8 protein-coding genes are annotated in these 5,243 nt (G+C 45.6%); all 8 read right to left on the minus strand.

All coding sequences use genetic code 11. The features are described 5' to 3' along the window. Positions 1 to 222: 222 nt before the first annotated feature. Positions 223 to 1,197 (minus strand): aldo/keto reductase, encoded by a 975-nt coding sequence (locus ACQ5DJ_RS29655; protein WP_429845582.1) that lies wholly within the window; start codon positions 1,195 to 1,197, stop codon positions 223 to 225. Positions 1,198 to 1,272: 75 nt separating this feature from the next. Further along, complete coding sequence (locus tag ACQ5DJ_RS29660; protein ID WP_429845583.1) at positions 1,273 to 2,079, minus strand: sigma-70 family RNA polymerase sigma factor; 807 nt, start codon at positions 2,077 to 2,079, stop codon at positions 1,273 to 1,275. 22 nt (positions 2,080 to 2,101) lie between these two features. Continuing rightward, the gene (locus ACQ5DJ_RS29665; protein ID WP_429845584.1) at positions 2,102 to 2,683 is read right to left on the minus strand and encodes a lytic transglycosylase domain-containing protein; all 582 of its coding nucleotides are present in this window, start codon (positions 2,681 to 2,683) and stop codon (positions 2,102 to 2,104) included. Beyond that, entirely contained in the window at positions 2,677 to 3,252 is a 576-nt protein-coding gene (locus ACQ5DJ_RS29670) for a dTMP kinase (protein ID WP_429845585.1), read from the minus strand. Before ACQ5DJ_RS29670 ends, ACQ5DJ_RS29665 begins: the two co-directional genes overlap by 7 nt. A gap of 4 nt (positions 3,253 to 3,256) precedes the next feature. Beyond that, complete coding sequence (locus ACQ5DJ_RS29675; RefSeq protein WP_429845586.1) at positions 3,257 to 3,676, minus strand: hypothetical protein; 420 nt, start codon at positions 3,674 to 3,676, stop codon at positions 3,257 to 3,259. Between the two features lie 37 nt (positions 3,677 to 3,713). Beyond that, positions 3,714 to 4,268: a sigma-70 family RNA polymerase sigma factor gene (locus tag ACQ5DJ_RS29680; RefSeq protein ID WP_429845587.1), complete on the minus strand. Its 555-nt coding sequence runs from the start codon at positions 4,266 to 4,268 to the stop codon at positions 3,714 to 3,716. A 316-nt stretch (positions 4,269 to 4,584) separates the two neighbouring features. Then, positions 4,585 to 4,752, minus strand: a complete 168-nt coding sequence (locus tag ACQ5DJ_RS29685; RefSeq protein ID WP_429845588.1) for a hypothetical protein — start codon at positions 4,750 to 4,752, stop codon at positions 4,585 to 4,587. Positions 4,753 to 4,843: 91 nt separating this feature from the next. Then, positions 4,844 to 5,104 carry a hypothetical protein gene (locus tag ACQ5DJ_RS29690; protein WP_429845589.1) on the minus strand — a complete coding sequence of 87 codons (261 nt, stop codon included), beginning with the start codon at positions 5,102 to 5,104 and terminating at the stop codon, positions 4,844 to 4,846. Positions 5,105 to 5,243: the final 139 nt, after the last annotated feature.

Consider the following 5,243-nt stretch of genomic DNA (forward strand, 5'->3'; position numbering starts at 1 on the left):
AAAAAACTGCACCTCCAACTGTTAGATGTGTCTAACAATTGGGGTGCAGTTCACTGCTAGCAGACTGGTTTTTTCTTAGTCCCCCACGCGATGAGGGCGGAGATCCGGGCATCTAGTTGACCGCGTTTTTTACTATCTCTCATGGCTCTGCTGAACACAAAAAAGCCCCCTATTCTAGGAGGCTTCGGAATTGGTCATGTTAGTCGACAACTGACACTATTGTTACGGCAGACGATATACGGCAAATGGTTCCCCGTTTCGGTACGTGTCACTCAATCGGTCCAACTCTGCCAAGGTCGCTGCATCCAACGTCAAAGCTGCACTTTGCAAATTATCCGTAAGCTGCTCTACACGGGTCGCGCCCACGATTACCGAAGAGACAACCGGCTTGTGCATGAGCCAAGCCAAGGACAGCACACTGGAGGATACACCAACCTCCGCCGCTACCTGACTAATTTTACGTCCAAACTCCAGCTTGTCTTCACTCAACAACCGAACGAAACGCGGCTCCTTGTCCGCCCGCGAACCAGCCGGGGCCTTTTCTGCGGAGGTATATTTGCCTGTTAAAATGCCGCCAGCAAGCGGGAAGTACGGAATGATCCCCACCCCCTGGTCAAGACATAGCGGTACGAGTTCACGCTCCGGTGTCCGATCTGCCAGCGAGTAGCTGACCTGCGTCGATACGTAACGATTCAGTCCTTCCCGTTGACTGATGCCAATTGCCTTCATCAATTCCCAAGCCGCATAGTTGGAAGCCCCGATGTAACGCACCTTCCCAGATCGAACCATGTCATCTAGTGCGCGGAGTGTTTCTTCCAAAGGCGTCTCTGGATCAAAAGTATGAATTTGATATAAGTCCACATAATCGGTGCGCAAACGCTTCAAGCTGTTCTCCAGCTCCAGCATCAGGTGGTAACGCGATGAGCCTCTCTGATTCGGTCCTTCGCCTTTTACCAAACCAGCCTTCGTCGCCAAAACGACCTCGTGCCGCTTCCCTGAAAGCGCCAGCCCGATGATTCGCTCCGATTCTGTTTGCGTGTAAATATTTGCTGTATCAATAAAGGTAATCCCGCTTTCGATTGCGGTATGAATGATATTTACAGACGTTTGCTCATCCGCACGCCCTCCGAATGAGTTCGTGCCTAATCCCAATGCTGATACCTTCAATCCACTGCCACCGAGTCGGTAGTATTTCATATGGTGATCGACCTCTTTTCATAATAGGAGTGCTCTTCCATTATCTCCTATTTGGGAGGGGATTGAAAAATAAGATTAGGAAAGTTTACTTTTCGAAATATTCTGAATTTTTTTCATGGTTCTTGATACACACATTTGGGATACCTTTAAAAAATCTGCTGTTTGCGTCTGATTGTAGCCTGCCATCCTTAGTTGTAGGACTTGCCACTCTTTTGATGAGATTTGATTTTGTAGTTGCGTAAGCAAAGCAGTAACATATAGCTTGTCCAGCACATACTCTTCCACGTCTCGTCCTTCGTCCTTCAAGACATCCATAGCAGTGGCAGCTTCATTGCTCGAAGCGGATGCCTTCAGGTGCGGCTCCTGTAAATACTTCACAGGTCTCCCGACATCCAGCGCTTTTTTGATCTGTTCCACATTTTCCCCCAACAGTACGGAGATTTCTTCTATGGTAGGGAGATATCCCAGGTCTGCTTCTATTTTATTGATTTGTTGGAGAATCGTTGTTGCCGTTCTCGTCGGCCGTACAATATTTCCACTATCTCGCAAAAAGCAGTTGATCTCCCTCACAATCGTGATGACTGCAAAGGACGAAAACTTCACGCCTCTTGCTATATCAAAGGCTTTGATAGCCTTGATGATACCCATTCTCCCCAATTGCAAGATATCCGCTTTTTCCAAGCAATATTGCTTCACTAATGTCTCTGGCTTTCCAATATATTTGTGCACAGAATGCCAAATGAGATCTTCATTTGCGAGTATCACTTCACCCAGATACTCACTGTCTTCCTTGCAGCGGCGAATATTCTCCAGGTTATACAAGGAGTATTGTTCTTTATTCTTGCCAACTCTCTGTTTTACGAACATGGCATGCTCACTCATAATACCTCCTCCCAGCCTATCCTCAAGATTCTCTTAATAAGCCGTTCATTTTTTTGTAATGGGTCATGACTTTTGTATAGTAGCCATCGTGATAATGATTTCGGTCGACATTTCCTTCGCCTTGGTTATAGGCGACGATGCTTACACGAAGGTTCCCATATTTCTTTTGCAAGAGATCCAAATACTTGATACCTGTTTGTAGGTTAATCACTGGATCAAACAGGTCATCAGGATGAACTCCCAGCCAGCTTCCTGTACGCGGCATGATTTGTAATAATCCTCTAGCGCCCTGGCCAGAAATCGCGTCGTGCTGAAAACGGCTTTCCTGCCAGATCATCGCCATGATCAAAACCGGATCTATTTCGTATTTCTTGGATAATTCTAAAATCGTTTCTGTATAAAGCTCGACTGTAGCAATATCCAGTCTCGGTGCAACATGTGTGATTACGTTTGCAAGCTCCCTTTTTGTATGCAACTGCCTATCTGTGTCCCTGGCCAGTTTCATCACAGGATGAACCTCCGACAGCCCCTTTTCTACGGCTGGCAGTACAGCATTTACGGGAATAAGCACTGCGGCAACAATGCCGATTAGCTTTGTTAGCACGTAACTCGCTTTTTCAGATGGAGCTGATGGACTGCTTGCAGAATGTTTTTCTGCATTCTTTCCACCCCGATTGCCGTATCCAGTGAATGTACCGATCGTCGTGAAGCATGGGCAAGGGAAAGATAGGCTTCCTGCACCTTTAGCAGCATGGCATTATTCGCATCTACTTCCGTTTGCAGAAAAAAGGTTGCATCAGGTCGCTTCGTCAAATCACTCATCGTGGCAAACCAGGAAAGAGGAGTATCCTTCATATAGAAGTAGTAATAATTGGACAGTTCGTAATGATCAATGATGATGAAATCGATGTTCTCCTTCGAAATCCTCGCCATTTCTCGCTGATAGTCCAGAAAATCCGCTTCAAATAGCTTTCCTACCGCTTTCTCATCCAGCTCAATTTCGCAGCGAAGCCACATGCCAATGACCGCTCCGATTGGGGTGTCTAAACGCGGAAACGATACTCTCCGCACTTTATATCCGAGGCCTCTCAAATTTTCTTCTAGCAACGCCGCTTGGGCTTCCTTCGCATTGGCGTCAATTCCTTCGAAAGCGACAATCATGGGCTGTCTCATGGCACTACATCGTCTCCTCATTTGTCGAGATTTCCTCTGCTGCTTCACGAAGCTTTTTCTCTGCTTCAAGTTCAGCAGCCTGAGTAGCCAGATGATCCGCTAACATTTGCTCGAATTCTTCCTTTGTAATCTCATAAATCTCGGATTGGAGTCGGTTCACCGTGTATCCCATACCGTCGGTCAGTAAAAAGTTTGTGTAGGTCAATGGCTCCTCACGAAACTCCTGCTTTTCGTAATCGAAAGCAATGACTGCTTTTTCAATGCCCGCTACGCAACCGCCGAACCAAATATTTACCTCTTCTTCTCCACCTTCGGCTGTAAGTGTTGTGTGCATATTGGTCGGAACGTGTACATATTTTCCAATGACCTGATGGGAGAGCTCCTCGGTCAATTCCTCATTCATCTTCTTCAACAAAACTGCCATGCTGGATCATTCCTTTTCATCGATTATTTGTGTATGTCTACAGCTCACCGTACTGCTTCAAAATCGCCTTGATGATTTGACACACTCTTTCCTTGCTGATATTGAATTTCTGACCAATTTCCTCATGGTAATAGCCTTCACTTCTCATTTGGAGAATCAGCTTGTCTCGCGTGGACAGCTTCATATACTCCATGATGTCGATCATCATCTCTACTTCCTCATATCGAAACTCCTCGCTAGGAGCAGCAATACGGCTGATCATCGTTTCCTCTTCATTCTCATCTCCACCAGAGACAAGAACTGCGTTACTGTTTGTCAGGTTTTTTTGCGTGCCGGCTTTCCGCAAGCAGTCGCGAATTTTATTCGTAATCACATGATCGACGAAGGTAGTCACTCTGGCTTTTTCCTGGTCGTAATCCTTCATCGTGCGATACACCTTTAAGAGAACCTCCTGAACGACATCATCATGGGTCATTCCAGCAAACGTCATCCCGGTCAGCTTGGCTTCACAGTTTTCTTTTGCCTTCTGCAAAAAATCATCGACTTTCCCTGCGAAAAATAACTCGTCCATTTGGTGAAGCTGTTCTGTCATACTTCATCCCCTCCTCATGCTCCTATTCACAGTGGCTCTATCACACTAGGTAATTGGAGGAGGGTTTTAGCAACCAGTTTTCAAAATTTTTTTCGGACAAGTTTGCAGGGTACCAGCGGTGAATACTTTTCCATTCAAAATCTTCCATGAAGCACACTGACGCTTGATATACCATTGGCAATCGCGACAAATGTCATGAACCACACAACGACAAGTCATGGGCACGACATCTTGTTCCTTTGCTGACATCACGATGTCATTGACTGTCATTCTCTTTTGGCAGACTTTTTCATAATCACATCCGTGACAGGCCATGCTACCCACCAATCCTGACGATCCCGATTCCTTTTAGGGACTCCGGTTTCACTTGAACATGCTCGCGAAAGAACTCTTCCAAAACGGCTATGGGGGTGTCTTGGGTCGACGAATATTTCATGACCTGCACCTGCTCTCCATCTGCCGAAAAACTAATCTGATATAACATGGTTTCTCCCCTCCTTTTGCCTCTTGTCGAATCTATACGAAGCGATTTGAGGTGGATTAAGGGGATCTTGAAAATAAAAAAAACCAGCCGTTTATTCCAGCTGGTCCTCTACATATAACTCCTCTATCATTTCCTCTGTTATATTCATCTTCCCAAATTCCTGACAAACTTTTTGAAATCCAAGCAGCAAGGAATCATTTACTGTGAAAACCTCATTTAGATCCATTCCCACCATGCCAAAAGCGTCACTGAGCTCCTCCCAGCCTTCGCGATCGATATCCTCTCCTAGTAGAAATTCAGCTAATGCAGAAATAATCACGACATACAATACGGCTTTTTTGGAATCTCTCATTCTTATCCCTCACTTCTTTCTCGTTTGAGATAGAATAGACAGTTTCGAATGAGTTTTCTCTCTACAAAAAGAAAAACCCGCTTTTGGTCTTACCCCTGTCAAGCGGACAGAACTAAAAAAGCCTAAGCAGCCAGTGTGA

It is taken from the genome of Brevibacillus sp. FIR094, assembly GCF_050477165.1.
In the GTDB taxonomy this organism is placed as follows: Bacteria; Bacillota; Bacilli; order Brevibacillales; family Brevibacillaceae; genus Brevibacillus.